Source organism: Pseudomonas monachiensis (genome assembly GCF_047345015.1).
GTDB classification, from domain to species: Bacteria; Pseudomonadota; Gammaproteobacteria; order Pseudomonadales; family Pseudomonadaceae; genus Aquipseudomonas; species Aquipseudomonas monachiensis.
In genome coordinates this window covers 4,188,893-4,206,136 of record NZ_CP178857.1, presented here as the reverse complement: position 1 = coordinate 4,206,136, position 17,244 = coordinate 4,188,893, and the positions used below count along the sequence as shown (strand labels likewise).

Below are 17,244 nucleotides of genomic sequence, written 5' to 3'. Positions count from 1 at the left end.
GCCGTAGGTAGTGAACGAAAGTTGCCTGCCGCAGGCATTTTTCGTGCGCAGCTTAATAAACAGGGAGGCGTTTAATGAGTAATGAGAAAGGGAAGGTCGGGCGGCAATGGGCTGTCGGTAGTTTGCTGTTGTTACTGGCCGGGTGTTCTCCGGGGACGCCGAAGTTCCTGGCCGGGGATTTGAACGGGGTTAATCACACGTCGGCGGCGATCAATCATTTTTCCGTAAATGGTTATGGTGGAAGAAATATCTCTCCGTTTGGTTATGGAGGGGGAGTGTGTTGTGTGATGTTGCCCAGCCAATGGTCGCCGGGTTTGAAGTTCAAAGTGGAGTGGGAAACTGATTCTGATCCTTATGCTAAATCCCCTCCATTGGGAACCGATGAGTTTCGGGCCTTTATGGTCAAGCATAAAGCCAAGTACCAGCAACACACTGCGATTGTGGAACTTCCGCCCTATGAAGACGAACTGTGTGCGTTGGAAGTGCACTTTCTACCTTGTCATCAGGTCAAGGTGTCCACTTCCTGCTGGCGCTACCCGTCACCCAACAGTCCGATCAAGGAACCTCTGAACATGCAGGAGCCAGCCGTATGTCCGAAGTAAAGAATCGTGATTCCGTGTATGTCCCGTCCCTGTTTCCCAAGGAAGGGCGGTTGCCCAGCGATCCAGCAGTTGTGAGGGACAATTACGATCGGCAAACGGCCGAAGTGGAGTTGTACCGTCAGCAGTTGAATGCCCAACGCGGGTTTCGCGGCGCTTCCACCTGCGCGCGTGCCCTGCACATCAGCCTGTTTTTCGATGGCACCAACAACAACGAGCCCTACGATACCCGCGAGGCCAAACCGCCCCACCCGACCAATATCGCGCGGCTGTTTCACGCCAGTCTGGATCAACCGGAAAACGGTTATTTTGGTTACTACATCCCCGGCGTGGGCACCCCCTTTCCCGAGATTGGCGAACTGGACTTCAGTATCATGGGTATGGCGTTTGCCAACCGGGGCGAGGACCGGATCAACTGGGGACTGCTGAGAATCGCCGACGCGTTGTCTTTTGCGTTAGATAACAAGAAGGGCTTGGCGCTCCCGGTCGCCCAGACCAAGCTCAAAGCCATGGCCACCACCTGGCCCATGACCGCCTTGGGCAAAAGCAGCCGCCGCCAGGCCATGGTTTCGCTGCTGGAGCCGTTGCGGGTCAAGGTGTCGACGGCGCAACCCACGGTGCTGGCGATCAAGTTGTTCGTTTATGGCTTTTCCCGGGGGGCCGCCGAGACGCGCACCTTCATCACCTGGTTGAGCGAGTTGTTTGACACGCCGCAAGGCGCCGAGCTTCCAGAACAAAAGCTCCTTGGCCTGCCATTGAGTATCGAATTCCTTGGTTTGCTGGATACCGTGGCCTCGGTGGGCAGCGCCCGTGCCGCGCCCTTCGCCGAAGGGCATATGGACTGGGCCGATGGCACTCAATCACTGCCCGATGTCGGGCGTTTCCCCGAATGGATCAAGGACTGCCGGCACTTCGTCGCCGCCCATGAGAAGCGTCTGTGTTTCCCGTCTCAAGAAAAGGTAGTGAACGAAAGTTGCCTGTCGCAGGCATTTTTCGTGCGCAACTTAATAAACAGGGAGGAGTTTAATGAGTAATGAGAAAGGGAAGGCTGGGCGGCAGTGGGCTGTCGGTAGTTTGCTGTTGTTGCTGACCGGGTGCTCTCCGGGGACGCCAAAATATTTGGGCGGTAATTTGAATGCGGTTAACCATACGTCCGCAGCCATCAATAGTTTTTCGGTAAATGGTTATGGGGGGGGCAATGCCAGTCCTAATGGATACGGGGGGGGAGTGTGTTGTGTGATGTTGCCCAGCCAATGGTCGCCGGATTTGAAGTTCAAAGTGGAGTGGGAAACTGATCCAGCCCCCTATGAAAAAATTAAACGTAAACCCGATGGGTTTAATTTTGATGAATCTGCATTGGCTAAACATGAAGCCAATTACGGAAGACACACTGCCATCGTGGAGCTTCCACCATATGAAGCAGAGAATTTGTGTTCGTTAAAAATTCATTTTTTACCTTGTAATCAGGTTAAAGCTACCACTGCCTGCATGGCTTATGGTCAACCTGCCTATCCGATCAAGGAACCTCTGAACATGCAGGAACCAGCCGTATGTCCGAAATAAAGAATCGTGATTCTGTATATGTCCCGGCCCTATTTCCCAAGGAGCGGCGTTTACCCAGCGATCCTGAAGCGGTAAGGGAGAATTACCAACGGCAAACGGCTGAAGTGGAGTTGTATCGCCAGGAGTTAAATGCCCAGCGCGGATTTCGTGGGGCTTCCACGTGCGCGCGCGCGTTGCACATCAGCTTGTTTTTCGATGGCACTAATAACAACGAGCACAACGACACTCGTGTGGCCGAGCCGCCACACCCGACCAATATTGCACGGCTTTTTCACGCCAGCATTCTTCAGCCGGAAAGCGGTTATTTCCGCTATTACATTCCTGGCGTGGGCACCCCCTTTCCCGAGATTGGCGAACTGGATTTCAGTACCATGGGTATGGCGTTCGCCAACCGGGGCGAGGACCGGATCAATTGGGGATTGCTTCAGATCGCAAACGCGTTGTCCGTTGCACTGACTAAAGATGATTTATCGCTGACCACGATGCAGACCAAGCTCAAAGCCATGGCCACCACCTGGCCCATGACCGCATTGGGCAAAAGCAGCCGCCGCCAGGCCATGGCTTCGCTGCTGGAGCCGTTGCGGGCCAAGGTCGCGACGGCGCAACCCAAAGTGCTGGCGATCAAATTGTTCGTCTATGGCTTTTCTCGCGGCGCCGCCGAGGCGCGTACTTTCGTCACCTGGTTGAGCGAGCTGTTCGATACCCCGCAAGGCGTCGAACTCCCGGAGCAAAAGCTGTTGGGCCTGCCGTTGAGCATCGAATTCCTCGGCCTGCTGGACACTGTGGCCTCGGTGGGCAGCGCCCGTGCCGCGCCCTTTGCCGAAGGGCATATGGACTGGGCTGATGGCACACAGTCACTGCCGGATGTCGCGCGTTTCCCTGAGTGGATCAAGGACTGCCGGCACTTCGTCGCCGCCCACGAGCAGCGGTTGTGTTTCCCGCTGGACTCGATCCGTTATGCCGACGGCCGTTACCCGCCCTATGCCACTGAAGTGGTTTACCCCGGCATGCATTCGGACGTTGGCGGTGGATACCCACCTGGGGATCAGGGCAAGGCCCGCGGTGGGGCGGGCGAGTTGTTGTCGCAGATTGTTCTGCATGACTTGTATGCAGCGGCCTTCTCGGCGGGCGCGCCATTGACTGTGTCCGAAGCAATAGTCCCGGATGACCTTCGACAAATTCAACCGACACGAGCCATGTCGACGGCAACCGAAAAAGAGTTTGCACTGGACGATTCGCTCATCAACCGCTTCAACGCCTGGCGCACCACCCTGGGCTTGGACGAAGACCCTACTTCAACTCCAACCACCAGCGAACCCCTACGCCTTGGCCACAACCTGGAAGACACCATGGCCGCGCAACTGGCCTGGCTCACTGGTTGGCGAATCGAGCGATTCGCCCGGGGCAGTTATGCCAATCAGCCTTTTTACGGCCAGGCCGTGCAAACCAACGCGACCCTGCAAGCCGAGCAGAAAGCCCAGCGTCAGATGGATACGAAGAAGGCCAAAGGGGCCCGCGCGGGCGTTCGAGGCCAACCCGTCGAAACGCAAAATCTGGCCGCCCTTGCCGGCCCACCGCCTTACGAACCAGTGCTGGACCAGCAGCAAATCCGCGAGGCCGCCGTCGAGTTCGAACACGACTATCAGCAGTGGCGCCGAGATCAGACCAGCTTTGGGGGATTGGTATTCGATGGCGTGCTGAGGGACACGGTGTATCTGCTCAGCGAGGATGACGAGCAGCGCGAGTACGCGCAGATCAAGGCGGCCGGAGAGTTGCGCGCCAAGGAACTGTTCATCGAACGTAGGGACAATCGGTTTGAAGTGAGTGACTCAGCGTCGATCGCTGCGGTAGTCGCCATGTTCGACGATCAGGTACACGACTCCCGCGCCTGGTTCCTGCATGACTTCATGAATTCGCGGGAGATGTTTGGTGATTACTTCCGTTATCGCGCGGTGTATTTCGGCGATGAATCCAACAAGCGCTGGACGCCGGTCGTGGTGGCGGGACGCGTGGTGGGCATTGCCCTGGTGTTGGGCGGGGCGTACAGCATTCGTCGTTACGGCGGCAAAGCCTTTGCCGGGACGATGGTCGCGGCATCAGTGGGTTATCAGGTGATCAACGCCGCCACGGGCGAAGTGGAACCCTTCCTGCCGGGCGCGGAGCAGATCCTGAAATCAACGTTGGCCATCGGCCAGGTCGTGGCGCAGCAAAAGCAGGCCATTGTCAAAGCCGAAGACGCGCTGCGCATGGAGAACATGCTCGACTACCTGACCCGCAGTGGCGGGTTGGTCGAGCGGGTGAAGGAGGTGGTGTCTTGATGCCCTTGGTGCGTAGGGGCGATCCGCTGCGCCCTTATGGCGGCGAGGTGCTGGAAGGTCACTTCGAAGCCTTCGGCATGCCGGTGGCTTGCATGGGTGACAAGGTGCGCTGCGACAAACACGGCACGACGCGTATCAGCGAGGGTGCCTCGGGGTTCACCATGGAAGGCAAATTGTTGGCGCTGGATGGCTACCGCTGTGACTGTGGTTGCCGGTTGGTCAGCACCCTGGCGGTTTCCTCCATGGGGGTGGTGCCATGAATCGGCCGCCGGAGTACCCCGAGGTAGTGGCGCCAAGTGTTCCACAGTGGCGGCGCTGGTGGCTGGTTTTACTGTGGCTATGGGGCCTGCAGGCGGCCGCCTTGCTCACGCTGTGGCCTGAGGATCAGCCACGGCTGGAGCTGTGGTTATGGAGTGCCGTGCTGCCGTTGTGTTGGGCGTTGGCATTGGCCCTGCGCGTGTTGGCATGGCAAATCGGCCTGTTTGGCAACGGCGTGTATCACCGTAGCGTGGACGCCGCGGTTCAGCGCTGGTGGCGGCGCCGCAGTCTGGGTTTGCCGGTGCAGCAGGTGTGGTTGATTGGTCCAGCGGGCGATGTCCAGGACAATTACCAAGGGTTGATGGCAGGCACCTCTTTGCCGAAGCCATCGAAACTGCGGGAGGCCTCACAGGTACGGTTTTGTTGCCCGCTTTCGCTGACCAAGACCACCCTGCGCGCACCGGCCCTGGCTCGGTATCTGGCTCGGATGACCCTTGAACTCCCGGAATTGAAAGAACGTTGGCCGGCATTGCGAGGTGTTGCCTGGATGGGGGATGAGAGCAGCCAGACCGCCTTCACAACGGCACTGGGCAAGGGGGGAGTGGTGCTGCCCGAAGCACGCTTGCCTTTGGACGATCTGACCGATCTGGACGCTCTGATCGATGCCTTTTTCCACGATTGTCGTGACAAGGATGATTGGGTGCTGTGCGCTGGCGTGATCTCGGTCGAAAGTGCTGAAGGCACAGAACTGCCCGGCGAGGCGGGCTTTCTCTGGCTGGTGAGTTCGCAGGGGCGCCAGGTGTTGCACCGGGGAGAGTACTTGAATGAGACGCACCAGACAGCTGTAGGCCTCTGTACACAAATGCAGCGATATGCCGGGATCGACTCGGCCCCCCCAACCTGCCTTGCAATGGATAAGGAAAGCCAGGAAGCCTTCGTGGAAGGCGGGTGGTCGGCTGGCGAACATCAATTGGCAAGACACTGGGGGGGACTGGCGCATATCGCACCATTCATTGGTATGTCCCTGGCGCTGTTACAGGCGGGGAAGGCCGGACAACCTTGCGGTTGGCTGAGTCAGGATGGAAACAAGCGATTGGCTATTGGAATGGCGGTGCCTCATGGCAATGAATAACGCAAAGTACAAGGGTTCTTTGATTCGCGTGGGATTGGGTTATCTGCTGATCCTGGCATTACTGGTGATACTGGGTTGTCTGCTGTATGCCTTGAGCGGCACTCACTTCGGCTGGCCGCAACTGTCGCTCAAAGACTTGGCGCTGCGCGGTTTCGGCATCTGGTTTGCCATCGGCTGGACCTGCCCGACCATTCTGCTGGCCTGGGATCGGCTGGCAGGGACTCGGTCGAATCGGATAATCGGAATGGTCGCTGAAACACCGGTTTCACCCTTGAGCAAACCGAGCGATTCCCCCGACATTTCCTGGTTCCCCGAATTAAAGGAGCACCTGCGCGAGAACTACAGTTTTCTCAAACGGCCAAAGGTTCGCTTTCTGTTGGTCGTCGGCGAACCCGAGCAGGTCGAAGCCATCGCCCCCAAACTGGCAGTACAAAAATGGCTGGAAGGTCACGACACCATCCTGCTTTGGGGCGGTAGCCTGCAAAGCAAATTCGATGATTCACGCCTCGAAGCGTGGCGCAACCTGACCCGCTGGCGCCCCCTTGACGGCGTCATCTGGGCCCTCGACAAACCACAAAGCGCCGACCCCCGCGCCATGGACCATGGCATACGCCACCTGCAAACCCTGGCCCACAAGCTGCGCTGGCAGTTACCGCTGCACCTGTGGCAGGTCTGCGACAGTCAGTGGGACCAGAAAACACGCCAGACCCAGGCGGTGGGTTGTCTGTTGCCGACACGGTTGACGCCGGTGGCCGTGGAGAATGCTCTGCAAGACCTGTTGGAACCCCTGCGCGACTCTGGATGGGCGCAGATGCATGGAGCCATTCATCATGACTTCCTGCTGCGCCTGTCCCGCGATTTGCAGGTCGAGGGCATTGCCCGTTGGCGGCAGGCGCTGACGCCGTTGTTCCGGGTGTTTGCCCGTGGCGTGCCGTTGCGCGGGTTGTGGTTCAGCCTGCCGGTGCCGGGTGGCGAAGAAAAAAAGGGAAATACTGAGCACTTTTGGCACGCCACACCGCCCTGGGAGGGCGTGCTCGGTGACAAGACTGTTCACCGTCGCCGTTTGGGCTGGGGCGCCACGCGGATCAGTTATTCACTAGCAATGGGGCTGGCGCTGATCTGGGGCGCCGGCCTGCTGCTGTCCTTCGCCAGCAACCGCGTGCACATTGCCCAGATGCAGAGCACGTTGGTCTCTCTCGAACAGTCGCAGAGCCCCGACGAACAACTGCTGGCGTTCAACGAGTTAACCCGTGAACTGGGGCGCCTGGATTACCGCGCCGCGCACGGCACGCCCTGGTACCTGCGCTTCGGCCTCAACCAGAACGACCCATTGCTGGAGACGCTGTGGCCGCGCTACGTCGACGCCAACCAGCGGTTGCTGCGCGACCCGGCCGTGGCCAGGCTGCAGCAGCAACTCAAGGCGCTGATCCAGTTGCCGCCGGACAGCCCCGAACGCGCCAGGCGTGCCCCGCAAGCCTACGCGCAGCTCAAGGCCTACCTGATGATGGCGCGCCCGGAAAAAGCCGACGCAACTTTCCTCGCCAAGGTGCTGGTCGAGACCCAGGCGCAGCGCGCCGACATGACGCCGGGGCTCTGGCAGGGCCTGTCACCCGGCCTCTGGCAGTTTTATGCCGAGCAACTGGCCGCCCATCCGGCCTGGCGTATCGAGGCTGACCCGACGCTGGTGGCCCAGGCCCGTCAGGTACTGCTCGGCCAGCTTGGCCAGCGCAATGCCGAAGCCAGCCTGTACCGCCAGGTGCTCGATGCGGCGGCCAATCACTACCCGGCCCTGAGCTTGCCGCAGATGGTCGGCGACACCGACGCCCGCGCGCTGTTCACCACCACGGCCAGCGTGCCCGGGGTGCTCACCCGCCAGGCCTGGGAGGGCCAGGTCCGCCAAGCCATCGACGAGGTGGCCGAGGCCCGCCGCGAGGAGATTGACTGGGTGCTCAGCGACAATCCCGCCAGCCTCGCCGCCGACTTGAGCCCGGAGCAACTCAAGGAACGCCTGACCGAGCGCTACTTTCAGGACTACGCCAGCGCCTGGCTGAACTTCCTCAATCGCCTGGACTGGCAACCGGCAGGCAGCCTGGATCAGGTGATCGACCAGTTGACCCTGATGAGCGACGTGCGCCAGTCGCCGCTGATCGCGCTGATGAATACCCTGGCGTATCAGGGCCAGGCCGGCACTCGCGGCCCGGCCCTGGGTGCGTCGTTGATCCACTCCGCGCAGAAGCTGATGACCCAGGACAAGGTGCCGCTGATCGACCAACAAGTCCGCGGCGCGAGCGGTCCGCTGGACGCCACCTTCGGTCCGCTGCTGGCGCTGTTGGGCAAGGAGGCCGAAGGCAAGAACGACAACGACCGGCTGAGCCTGCAGGCCTTCCTCACCCAAGTCACCCGGGTACGCCTGAAGCTGCAACAGGTAAGTAGCGCCGCCGATCCGCAGGAGATGACCCAGGCCCTGGCGCAAACCGTGTTCCAGGGCAAAAGCGTCGACCTCACCGACACCCGCGCCTACGGCAGCCTGATCGCCGCCAGCCTGGGGGCGGAGTGGGGCGGGGTCGGCCAGACCCTGTTCGTGCAGCCGCTGGAACAGGCCTGGCAAAGGGTGCTGCAGCCGTCGGCGGCAAGCCTCAATCGCCAGTGGCAACGGGCGATCGTCAGCGACTGGCACGGCGCGTTTGCCGGGCGTTACCCGTTCGTGGCGACCACCAGCGATGCGTCATTGCCGATGCTGGGGCAAATGATCCGTGCCGACTCCGGACGCATCGAGCAGTTCCTGCAACAGCAACTGGGCGGTGTGTTGCGCAAGGAAGGCCAGCGCTGGGTGGCCGACTCGCGGCACAGCCAGGGCTTGCGCATCAACCCGCGGTTTCTCGCGGCGCTCAATCAGCTCAGCCACCTGGCCGATGTGCTGTTCACCGACGGCGGTCTCGGCCTGGGGTTCGAGCTACGGGCCAAGCCGGTGCGCGATGTGGTGCAGACCACCTTCATCCTCAACGGCGAAAAACACCACTACTTCAACCAGAAGGAAAGCTGGCAACGCTTCAGCTGGCCAGGCTACAGCGACCGTCCGGGGGTGAGCCTGACCTGGACCAGCGTGCAGGCCGGCGAGCGTCTGTTTGGTGATTACCAGGGTACTTGGGGCTTGATCCGCCTGCTCGAACAGGCTCGGGTCACCACGCTGGACGACGGCGACAGCCACTACCGCGTGCAGCTCAAGGCCCCGGACGGCCTGGGCCTGACCTGGCACCTGCGCACCGAACTGGGCGCGGGACCGCTGGCGCTGCTCAAGCTGCGCGGCTTCAAGCTGCCGACGCAGATTTTTCTTGCCGAGGGTGAAAAGGTGCCGCGCTGATTTCGACCCCTGGCAACATATTTGTTGGTGAAGCGTGCGATGGAGTGGGTCAGGTAGTTGATTTTTACTGCCGGTGGTCAGGTAGCAAACAATCGGCTCGCGGAAATGTAAAAAAGGCCGGTGATCTGCGCGATCACCGGCCTTTTTTACAGCTGTTGCTTAGACGCGTTCAAAAATCGCCGCAATCCCCTGGCCACCACCGATGCACATGGTCACCAGCGCGTAACGGCCGCCGGTGCGGTGCAGTTCGTGGATGGCCTTGGTGGCGATGATCGCGCCGGTTGCGCCCACCGGGTGGCCCAGGGCGATGCCCGAACCGTTCGGGTTGACCTTGGCCGGATCAAGATCGAGTTCCTGGCTGACGGCGCAGGCCTGGGCGGCGAAGGCGATGTTGGCTTCGATCACGTCCAGGTCGGCGACGGTCAGGCCAGCGCGCTTGAGCGCCAGGCGGGTGGCCGGGATCGGGCCCAGGCCCATGAATTCCGGTTCGACGCCGGCGTGGGCGTAGCTGACCAGGCGGGCGAGGGGTTTCAGGTTGTTGGCCTGGACCGCGTTGCCGCTGGCCATGACCAGTGCGGCGGCGCCGTCGTTGAGGCCCGAGGCGTTGCCGGCGGTGACCGAGCCGTCCTTCTTGAACGCAGGCTTCATCGCCGCCAGCTGTTCCAGGGACGTGGCGCGTGGATGCTCGTCGACGCTGAACAGTTTGACGCCTTTGCGATCCTGGATTTCCACGGTCGCGATCTGCTCGCTGAAGTAGCCGTTGGCAATCGCGTGGGCCGCGCGTTTCTGGTCTTCGAATGCCAGGGCGTCCTGCATTTCGCGGGTGATGCCGTTGCGTGCGGCGACGTTCTCGGCGGTGATGCCCATGTGGATGCCATGGAAGGGGTCATGCAGGATGCCGAGCATGTAGTCGATGACCTGGGCGTTGCCCATGCGCGAACCCCAACGGGCGGATGGCATCAGGTACGGGCCGCGGCTCATGGATTCGGCACCGGCACCGACGACGATGTCGGCATCGCCGAGCATCAGGGTCTGGGCGGCGTTGATGATCGCTTGCAGGCCCGAACCGCACAGGCGGTTGACGTTGTAGGCCGGGGTTTCCTTCGGAATGCCGGCGTTCATCGCCGCGACGCGGGAGATGTAGGCATCGCGGGTTTCGGTCGGGATCACGTTGCCCATCACCAGATGGCCAACGAGCGCCGGGTCCACGGCGGCTCGCTCCAGGGCGGCCTTTACGGCCGTGGTCGCGAGGTCGGCCGGTGGCACGTCCTTGAGCGAACCGCCGAATGTACCGATGGCGGTACGGGCGGCGCTGACGACGTAGATTTCTGGAGTGTTCATGGCTGGTTTCCTTTCGGTGGATTCTTATCTGTACTGCGATTGAGCAGGGCGTTCAAGGCGGTTTTCGCCTCGTCGGTATTCAGGCGCTGAATGAACAGCGTGTTTTCTTCGCGCAGGGTGGCTTCCAGTTCGGCCAGGGAAGCCTGTTTCATCAGCTGCCGGGACTGGCGCAAGGCTTGCTGGGGCATGGCCAGGAAGCGCTGGGCGATTTTTGTCGCCGCCGCCAGGCATTGTTCGCCGTCATCGAAGGCTTCGTTGGCCAAGCCCCAGGCCACCGCTTCGTTGCCGTCCAGGCCGTTGCCCAACAGCAGCAGGCTCGCGGCGCGGGCGTGACCGAGGCGGCGGGGCAGCAACAGGCTGGCGCCGAATTCGGGGCACAGGCCGATGTTGACGAACGGCATGCGCAGCTTGGCGTTGCGGGTGACCAGTACCTGATCGCAATGCAGCAGCAAGGTGGTGCCGATGCCGATGGCCGCCCCGCAGACTGCCGCGATCAGCGGTTTTTGCAGGCGCGTAACGACCTTCATCAAATAGAACGCCGGGGCGTCCAGATGAGTGGGCGGATTTTGCAGGAAATCCACCAGGTCGTTGCCGCTGGTGAAGCACGCCGGGCCACCGGTGAGGATGATCACGCCGGTCTGCGGGTCTTCGTCGGCGGCCAGCAACAGCTCGGCCAGTTGCGTGTACATAGCGTTGTTCAGTGCGTTGAGCTTGTCCGGACGGTCGATGGTCAGCGTCAACACGCCGTCGCGTTGCTCGTGTTTGATCAGGTCGGTCATCGCAGGCTCTGCAGGGTCGGTTCAGGGCTGCCACTTTAAGCGCCGGACAAACTCCGGATCTATGGCAAAACGGGTCAACTGCACTGCCGCTTTTTGCCATGCCGGTGCGCCAAAAAGCGACACACACCCATTCGGGGTATGGCCGCGCCCGGCGAATCGACCAATAGTGAGGGCATCCGCTCATCCAGAGCCGAACTCGCTATAAGGTGCATTTGCTATGGGCAAGACGCTGCTTAAGGTGATTTCCAGTCTGTTTGTTGTACCGCTGACCTTTCATGCCTACGCCGCCGAGGTGGACGGCAGTAATACGCTGCGGCTGTACAACTGGGCGGACTACATCGGTGAAAAAACCATCGCCGATTTCGAAAAGGCCAGCGGTATCAAGGTGGTCTACGACACCTTCGATTCTTATGAAACGGTACAGGCCAAGCTGCTCACCGGCCACTCCGGTTATGACCTGATCGTGTTGAACGCCTCCCTGGCGCCACCGCTGATCAAGGCCAAGGTGTTCCAGCCGCTGGACAAGAAGCTGCTGCCGGGCTGGACCAACCTGGACCCGAAAGTCCTGGAGGATCTGCAAGGGTATGACCCGGGCACCGCCTACTCGGCGCCTTATACCTGGGGCAGCAACGGCGTCACCTACAACGTCGACAAGATCAAGGAACGCATGCCGGACGCGCCGATCGGCTCGCTGGCGATGATCTTCGACCCCAAGATCGTCTCGCGCTTCGCCGATTGCGGCGTGACCCTGCTCGATGCCCCGACCGAAGTCATCCCCATGGCCCTGAAGTACCTGGGACGCGACCCGAGAAGCGCCGCACCGGAGGATCTGAAAGCCGCCCAGGACTTGCTGCTGTCGGTACGGCCGTACATCCGCAAGTTCGACTCGGTCAATTACCTGACCAGCCTGCCCAACGGCGACGTGTGCATGGCCATGACCTGGTCCGGCGACTACGCCACCGCCATGGCCCGCGCCGCGGAAGCCAAGAAGAAGATCGACCTGGCCTACTTCATCCCCAAGGAAGGCTCGCTGATCTGGTTCGACAACCTGTACATCCCCGCCGACGCGCCCCACGTCGTTAATGCCCACAAGTTTCTCGAGTACCTGATGCAGCCGCAGGTGATGGCGGACGTGAGCGATTTCATCAACTACGCCAACAGCAACGCCGCCGCCACGCCGTTGTTGAACGCCGATGTGCGCAACAACCCGGCGATCTATCCCGATGCGCAAACTCGCGAGCGGCTGTTTCCGCAGAAGACCCAGGACGCCAAGGACATGCGGGCGATTACCCGGGTCTGGAGCACGGTGAAAAGCGGCATCTGATGGGTTCGATCGTTAGTCATTTCGATTAGAGGTTTATTTATGGCAACGCCTACACGCAGCGTTTTTTCCCCAGCGGACGAGTCCCGGCTGGTCAAGGCCGACAAGGCTCACCATATGCACGGCTATCACGTGTTCGACGAACACGCCGAGCAGGGTTCCTTGAACATCGTCGCAGGCGATGGCGCCTATATCTACGACACCCAAGGCAACCGCTTTCTCGATGCGGTGGGCGGCATGTGGTGCACCAACATCGGTTTGGGCCGTGAAGAAATGGCCGAGGCCATCGCTGACCAGGTCCGTCAGTTGGCCTATTCGAATCCGTTTTCCGACATGTCGAACAACGTGGCGATTCAGCTGTGCGAAAAACTCGCAAGCCTGGCCCCCGGCGACCTCGACCATGTGTTCCTCACCACCGGCGGCTCCACCGCCGTGGACACTGCCTACCGGCTGATCCAGTACTACCAGAACTGCCGTGGCAAACCCGAGAAGAAGCACGTCATCGCACGGTTCAACGCCTATCACGGCTCCACCACCCTGACCATGTCGATCGGCAACAAGGCGGCCGACCGGGTGCCGGAGTTCGATTACGCCAACCCGCTGATCCACCACGTCTCCAACCCCAACCCGTACCGCGCCCCTGATGGAATGGACGAGGCGCAGTTCCTCGAGTTCCTGGTCAAGGAATTCGAAGACAAGATCCTCTCGATTGGCGCGGACAAGGTCGCCGGGTTTTTCGCCGAGCCGATCATGGGCTCGGGCGGAGTGATCATTCCGCCCCAGGGCTATCTCAAGCGCATGTGGGACGTCTGCCAGCGCTACGACATTTTGTTCGTCGCCGACGAAGTGGTGACCTCGTTCGGGCGCCTGGGCAAGTTCTTTGCCTCTTATGATGTGTTCGACGTGCAGCCCGACATCATCACCACCGCCAAGGGCCTGACCTCGGCCTACCTGCCACTGGGTGCGTGCATCTTTTCCGAACGCATCTGGAAAGTCATCGCCGAACCGGGCAAGGGCCGCTGCTTCACCCACGGTTTCACCTACAGCGGGCATCCGGTGTGCTGCACGGCGGCGCTGAAGAACATCGAGATCATCGAGCGGGAAAACCTGCTGGCCCATGTCGATACGGTGGGCGCTTATCTGGAGGAGCGCCTGGCAACCCTGCGGGGCTTGCCGCTGGTGGGGGATGTGCGCTGCCAGAAACTCATGGCCTGCGTGGAGTTCGTCGCCGATAAACGCACCAAGGCGCTGTTCCCCGACGAGATCAACATTGGCGAGAAAATCCATGTGCGGGCCCAGGCCCGGGGCTTGCTGGTGCGGCCGATCATGCACCTCAACGTGATGTCGCCACCATTGATCCTGACGTTTGCCCAGGTCGATGAAATCGTCGAGACCCTGCGCGAATGCATTCTGGAGGTGGCCGCCGAGCTTGAAGCGAGCGGACAGTACGCGGGCCAATGATTTCGTCAGTCAGGCTGTTACCAAGGGCTTGTCCAGCCGCTAGACTGCGGGGCATGAGCAAACCAGACGACGATACGCTGATCGCGGTGCCCTTCGGGGCATTGCACAAATGGCATGGGGGAATGCGCGAGGCATTCGCCCATGTCGATGAGCCCGACGCCCTGCAACACCTGGCGTCAGCGTTGGCGCAACTGGTGTCCGTCGAGTCGATGATGATCAGCCTGGAGCGCAAGGACCGCGCGCCCCAGTTGCTGCATCAGCGCGGGATCGCCCAGGAGTATCAGGTGTCGATCCTGGAACGCTATTTTGCCGGGGGTTATTTGCTCGACCCGTTCTGCCTGGCGGTGGAGCAGGGCTTGGCGCAAGGCTTCTATCACCTGGAGGAAATTGCCCCGGACAATTTCTTCGACAGTGACTACTACAAATCCTATTACCTGAAGGCTGGCTGTTCGGAAGACAGCTACTACATCGTCGATACCGGCAATGACACGAAGATTTCCGTCAGCCTCTATCAGGGCTTCGGCGGTGAATGCCTGAGCGCCGAACAGCTGAACCTGCTGCGCGCCGTGGAACCGCTGGTGCGCGAATTCATCAGCGAATTCAGTCAACGGGGCATGCTGCGCAGTCGCGAGATCCAGTGCGATAAAGACCAGGGCCTGCGCGATGATCTCAAGCACCGGGTGCAGTCGGCGTTCGAGCATTTCGGCAGTGACTTGCTCACCGAGCGCGAGCGGCAAGTGGCGCACATGATCCTGCGTGGGCATTCGGTGAAATCCACGGCCAGCCAGATGAACATCTCACCGGAAACCGTGCGCATGCACCGCAAGAACCTGTACCTGAAGCTGGAGGTGGGTTCGCAGTCGGAGTTGTTTGCGCTGTTTATCGAGTGGTTGCGCAGGCATTAACAAGCAAAAGATCGCAGCCTGCGGCAGCTCCTACACCGATCCGGTACAACCGCCATTTCGCGAATGCACCCAATCCCTGTAGGAGCTGCCGCAGGCTGCGATCTTTTGACTTTAAGGATTAGTCCTCACGCTTGACCACCAAAGTCAAAATGTCATAACTGGCTACCAACTCACCCAACTGGTTGGTCACTTCCACATCCCAAGCCACCACCCCTTGCGGAACGCCTTGCGGGCTCTTCTTGCCCTGGTCGATCTTGCGTTTGCAGGTCAGGCGCGCCTGGATGGTGTCGCCGATGCCGACCGGGTTGATGAAGCGCAGGGTGTCGAGGCCGTAGTTGGCCAGCACCGGGCCGACGCCAGGGGAGACGAACAGGCCGGCCGCCGCCGACAGTACGAAGTAGCCGTGGGCGATGCGCTTGCCGAACTGCGATTCCTTGGCGGCGATGTCGTCGAAGTGCATGTAGAAGTGGTCGCCCGACAGGCAGCCGAAATTCACCAGGTCCGCTTCGGTGACGGTGCGGCGGTGAGTCAGCAGCGATTCGCCGATCTGCAGGTCCTGGAAGTGGCGACGGAACGGATGTACCTCGGTCTCGATGACCTTGGCCCCGCGCACGTACTCACCGGTGACCGCCGCCAGCATGGTTGGCGAACCTTGCACCGCCGCGCGTTGCAGGTAGTGTTTCACCGCGCGCAGGCCGCCGAGTTCTTCACCACCGCCGGCACGCCCCGGGCCGCCGTGCTTGAGTTGTGGCAGCGGCGAGCCGTGGCCGGTGGATTCGCCGGCACAATGGCGATCCAGTACCAGCAAACGACCGTGCCAGGCCGCCGCGACCGGGATGGCCTTGGCGGCGATTTGCGGATCCTTGGTCACCAGGCTGGCCACCAGGCTGCCTTTGCCGCGCGCGGCCAGGGCCAGTGCTTCGTCCAGATCGTCGTAGGCCATCAGGGTGCTGACCGGGCCGAACGCTTCGATGTCGTGGGCACCGCCCTCGGCATGGGGGTCGCGGGCCTGCAACAGGGTCGGAGCAAAGAACGCGCCTTTGTCGACATTTTCACCACGGGGTTCGAAACCATCGCGGGCACCGAACAGCATGTCACTGCTCTGCAACAGCGCTTCCAGGCGTTCGGCCACGTCTTTGTGCTGGTCGTGGGAAGCCAGTGCGCCCATGCGCACGCCTTCCACCGACGGATCACCGACCACCACTTTGGCCAGGCGATCACGCAAGCGGGTAGCAACTGCATCGATGTGTTTGGCCGGCACGACGGCGCGGCGGATGGCGGTGCATTTCTGCCCGGCCTTGGTGGTCATTTCCCGGGCGACTTCCTTGATGAACAGCTCGAACTCTTCATCATCCGGGGTCACGTCCGGGGCGAGAATGGCGCAGTTCAGTGAGTCGGCTTCGGCGTTGAACGGCACCGAATTGCGGATCAGGTTCGGGTTGACCCGCAGCTTGGCCGCGGTGTCGGCGGAACCGGTGAAGGTCACCACGTCCTGGCCTTGCAGGCGGTCAAGCAGGTCGCCGGTGCTGCCGATGATCAGTTGCAGGCTGCCCGCCGGCAGCAGGCCGGATTCGTCCATCAGGCGCACCACGGCTTCGGTCAGGTAGCTGGTGGCGCTGGCCGGTTTGACGATGCACGGCATGCCGGCGAGGAAGCTCGGGGCGAACTTTTCCAGCATGCCCCAGATCGGGAAGTTGAACGCGTTGATGTGCACCGCCAGACCGCCGCGAGGCACCAGAATATGAGTGCCGGCGAAGGTGCCCATTTTGCTCAGCTGCATGGCCGGGCCTTCGTGGACAATATTGCCCGACGGCAGCTCCCGCGAACCGAGGCTGGCATAGGTAAACAGCGTGCTGTTGCCGCCCTCGATGTCGATCCAGCTGTCGGCGCGGGTCGCGCCGCTGTGGTGGGAAATCGCGTAGAGCTGTTCTTTGCGCTCGCTCAGGTACAAGGCCAAAGCCTTGAGACGCTGGGCGCGTTGCTGGAAGTCCAGCGCCATCAAGCCGCTGATGCCCTGGCGACGGCCATGTTCGATGGCCTCGGCGAAGTCCGGGCGCTCCTCATGGGTGCGGGCGATTTCATGGCCGTCAATGGCACTGCGCAGCACTTGTGCGCCCTGTTGGCCGATCCAGCGACCGGCGATGAAACTCTGCAGGGTAGGGGCATGCAGGGTAGGGGCGTGAGACATCACGATTGCTCCTGGTTA

At 61.2% G+C, this 17,244-nt stretch carries 13 protein-coding genes; 10 read left to right on the top strand and 3 right to left on the bottom strand.

All coding sequences use genetic code 11. The annotated features are described in order from the left end of the window. Positions 1–74 precede the first annotated feature (74 nt). From ACMDB8_RS18920 to ACMDB8_RS18890, 7 genes are all read left to right on the top strand, one after another. Positions 75–602 (top strand): DUF3304 domain-containing protein, encoded by a 528-nt coding sequence (locus ACMDB8_RS18920; RefSeq protein WP_056722576.1) that lies wholly within the window; start codon positions 75–77, stop codon positions 600–602. Beyond that, positions 590–1,633 carry a hypothetical protein gene (locus ACMDB8_RS18915; RefSeq protein ID WP_409079164.1) on the top strand — a complete coding sequence of 348 codons (1,044 nt, stop codon included), beginning with the start codon at positions 590–592 and terminating at the stop codon, positions 1,631–1,633. The genes ACMDB8_RS18920 and ACMDB8_RS18915 overlap by 13 nt, the downstream gene beginning before the upstream one ends. Next, on the top strand, positions 1,626–2,162 hold the full coding sequence (locus ACMDB8_RS18910; RefSeq protein WP_082562899.1) for a DUF3304 domain-containing protein: 537 nt from the start codon (positions 1,626–1,628) through the stop codon (positions 2,160–2,162). The genes ACMDB8_RS18915 and ACMDB8_RS18910 overlap by 8 nt, the downstream gene beginning before the upstream one ends. Next, on the top strand, positions 2,150–4,480 hold the full coding sequence (locus tag ACMDB8_RS18905) for a T6SS phospholipase effector Tle1-like catalytic domain-containing protein (protein WP_409079163.1): 2,331 nt from the start codon (positions 2,150–2,152) through the stop codon (positions 4,478–4,480). The genes ACMDB8_RS18910 and ACMDB8_RS18905 overlap by 13 nt, the downstream gene beginning before the upstream one ends. Beyond that, complete coding sequence (locus ACMDB8_RS18900; protein ID WP_056722572.1) at positions 4,477–4,740, top strand: PAAR domain-containing protein; 264 nt, start codon at positions 4,477–4,479, stop codon at positions 4,738–4,740. Before ACMDB8_RS18905 ends, ACMDB8_RS18900 begins: the two co-directional genes overlap by 4 nt. A gap of 140 nt (positions 4,741–4,880) precedes the next feature. Continuing rightward, on the top strand, positions 4,881–5,870 hold the full coding sequence (locus ACMDB8_RS18895; protein WP_056722751.1) for a hypothetical protein: 990 nt from the start codon (positions 4,881–4,883) through the stop codon (positions 5,868–5,870). Continuing rightward, entirely contained in the window at positions 5,863–9,231 is a 3,369-nt protein-coding gene (locus ACMDB8_RS18890) for an ImcF-related family protein (protein ID WP_413966559.1), read from the top strand. Before ACMDB8_RS18895 ends, ACMDB8_RS18890 begins: the two co-directional genes overlap by 8 nt. A 159-nt stretch (positions 9,232–9,390) precedes the next feature. On the opposite strand, the gene ACMDB8_RS18885 is transcribed toward ACMDB8_RS18890, so the two are convergent. Next, complete coding sequence (locus tag ACMDB8_RS18885) at positions 9,391–10,572, bottom strand: acetyl-CoA C-acyltransferase family protein (protein WP_223541391.1); 1,182 nt, start codon at positions 10,570–10,572, stop codon at positions 9,391–9,393. Beyond that, positions 10,569–11,351, bottom strand: coding sequence for an enoyl-CoA hydratase-related protein (locus tag ACMDB8_RS18880; RefSeq protein WP_056722569.1), 783 nt, complete (start codon positions 11,349–11,351; stop codon positions 10,569–10,571). The genes ACMDB8_RS18885 and ACMDB8_RS18880 overlap by 4 nt, the downstream gene beginning before the upstream one ends. Before the next feature lie 217 nt (positions 11,352–11,568). Between ACMDB8_RS18880 and ACMDB8_RS18875 the strand changes: the two genes are divergently transcribed. From ACMDB8_RS18875 to ACMDB8_RS18865, 3 genes are read left to right on the top strand one after another with little or no spacing between them, the layout of a single operon-like run. Then, positions 11,569–12,675, top strand: coding sequence for a polyamine ABC transporter substrate-binding protein (locus ACMDB8_RS18875; RefSeq protein ID WP_056722567.1), 1,107 nt, complete (start codon positions 11,569–11,571; stop codon positions 12,673–12,675). Between the two features lie 39 nt (positions 12,676–12,714). Further along, positions 12,715–14,133, top strand: coding sequence for an aminotransferase (locus ACMDB8_RS18870; RefSeq protein ID WP_409078897.1), 1,419 nt, complete (start codon positions 12,715–12,717; stop codon positions 14,131–14,133). Further along, a complete protein-coding gene (locus tag ACMDB8_RS18865; protein WP_409078896.1) occupies positions 14,130–15,038 on the top strand; it encodes a helix-turn-helix domain-containing protein in 909 nt (302 codons plus the stop codon). The genes ACMDB8_RS18870 and ACMDB8_RS18865 overlap by 4 nt, the downstream gene beginning before the upstream one ends. A 118-nt stretch (positions 15,039–15,156) precedes the next feature. Here the strand turns inward: ACMDB8_RS18865 and paaZ are convergent, their stop codons facing one another. Then, positions 15,157–17,226 carry a phenylacetic acid degradation bifunctional protein PaaZ gene (gene paaZ / locus ACMDB8_RS18860; protein WP_409078895.1) on the bottom strand — a complete coding sequence of 690 codons (2,070 nt, stop codon included), beginning with the start codon at positions 17,224–17,226 and terminating at the stop codon, positions 15,157–15,159. Between the last annotated feature and the right edge of the window lie 18 nt (positions 17,227–17,244).